Source organism: Acidovorax sp. BoFeN1 (genome assembly GCF_003345135.1).
GTDB lineage: Bacteria > Pseudomonadota > Gammaproteobacteria > Burkholderiales > Burkholderiaceae_C > Acidovorax > Acidovorax defluvii.
Genome location: NZ_QOZT01000177.1, coordinates 1 through 802 on the forward strand (window position 1 = coordinate 1; position 802 = coordinate 802).

Sequence of the window (802 nt, forward strand, 5' to 3'; positions counted from 1 at the left end):
CCCCAGCACGCACCCCAGCGCCCAAGGCTCCCAAATCCCCATCACCCCGCACGGGCCTGCTGCTCACCGGGGGCGGGGCGCGGGCCGCCTACCAGATGGGCGTGCTGGAGGCCATTGCCGACCTGCGCCAGGCGTGCGGCGCGGGTCGCGAGCCCAATCCGTTTCCCATCATCACGGGCACGTCGGCGGGGGCCATCAACGCCGCCGCGCTGGCCTGCGGCGCTGATGATTTCGGCCGCACCGTGGGCCGCATCGCCCGCGTATGGCGCCAGTTCCATGCGCACCAGGTGTATGGCGCCGACTCGCTCTCGGTGATGCGCAGCGGTGCGCGCTGGCTCACGCTGGTGTCGCTGGGCTGGGCTCTGGCGCGCTGGCGCCGCCTGCGCCCGCGCTCGCTGCTGGACAACGCGCCGCTCGAAAAACTGCTGGCCAAGATGGTGCCGCTCATGCGCCTGCCCCGGCTGATACAAAAGGGCCATCTCACGGCCCTGGCGGTGACGGCATCGAGCTACAGCTCGGGCGAGCATGTCACCTTTTATGAATCGGCCCAGGCTGTGCCGCCCTGGGTGCGCTCGCAGCGCAAGGCGGCGCGCGACCGCATCACGCACGAGCACCTGCTGGCCTCTTCGGCCATTCCCTTTGTGTTTCCGGCCAAGGGCATCACCATCGACGGCCACACCGAATACTTTGGCGACGGCTCCATGCGCCAGTCGGCACCCATCGCGGCGGCCATTCACCTGGGGGCCGAACGCGTGCTGGTGATCGGCGCGGGCCGCATGCACGAGCCCCGGGGCGACAGCAC

1 protein-coding gene is annotated in these 802 nt (G+C 70.6%); it reads left to right on the forward strand.

The window, feature by feature from the left end; all coding sequences use genetic code 11:
- Positions 1-56: 56 nt before the first annotated feature.
- On the forward strand, positions 57-802 hold a 746-nt coding region (locus DTW89_RS19115), incomplete at its 3' end, for a patatin-like phospholipase family protein (protein WP_201741044.1).